Origin of the sequence: Brevibacterium sp. HMSC063G07, assembly GCF_001810665.1 — a bacterium.
Taxonomy (GTDB): domain Bacteria; phylum Actinomycetota; class Actinomycetes; order Actinomycetales; family Brevibacteriaceae; genus Brevibacterium.
Window position 1 is genome coordinate 1 of record NZ_KV802342.1, and the last position, 769, is coordinate 769.

Sequence of the window (769 nt, forward strand, 5' to 3'; positions counted from 1 at the left end):
CCTGGGTTTAGTTCCGCTTCTATTACGCCCCTGTGTTGATGGGCTGGGTGAGATAGTACTCGGTTTCTACATCTTGTGGGGTGGCGTAGTCCAATGCTTCGTGAAGTCGCTTGGTGTTCCACCAATGCACCCACCGCAAGGTAGCCAATTCGACTTCTCCGGCCGACGTCCACGGGCCTTGGGCATGAATCAGTTCCGCCTTGTAGAGACCGTTGACTGTTTCGGCTAGAGCATTGTCATAAGAATCGCCGACTGTTCCCACACTCGGACGGATTCCGAATTCCGCTAGCGCGGTGGAATACTTCAGTGACACGTACTGGCTGCCCCGATCGCTATGGTGAATTAACTGGTTTCCATGAATTCGCCCTGCAGTCGTTAACGCATGCTCCAAAGCCTCCATGGGCAGCGCATCGGTACGCATCGTCGAGCGTGTAGCAACACCAACAATTTTCCGACTGAAGACATCCACGACAAACGCGGTGTAGGCGAATCCTGACAGGGTACGAACGTAGGTAATGTCGGCAACCCAAAGCCTGCCTGGCGCTTGTGCACGAAAGTCTCGCTGTACAAGGTCTGGGCGACAATCAGGTGCCTTCGGGCTAATCGTTGTCACAGGGGTTCGTCCACGTCGGCGGCCGGAAACACCTGCTAGCTTCATCAACCGGGCAGTCTTGTCGCGGCCGATATGAAAGCCTTCACGGTTCATCGCGTGCCACATTTTGCGGATACCGTAGACCGAGAAATTCTCCGCATGCACACGCTGTATCTC

The 769-nt window shown here is 55.0% G+C and carries 1 protein-coding gene; it reads right to left on the minus strand.

The window, feature by feature from the left end:
* Window positions 1-22 precede the first annotated feature (22 nt).
* Window positions 23-769 (minus strand): IS3 family transposase (locus HMPREF2757_RS03850; RefSeq protein WP_141750165.1); only part of this gene is annotated, 747 nt, incomplete at its 5' end.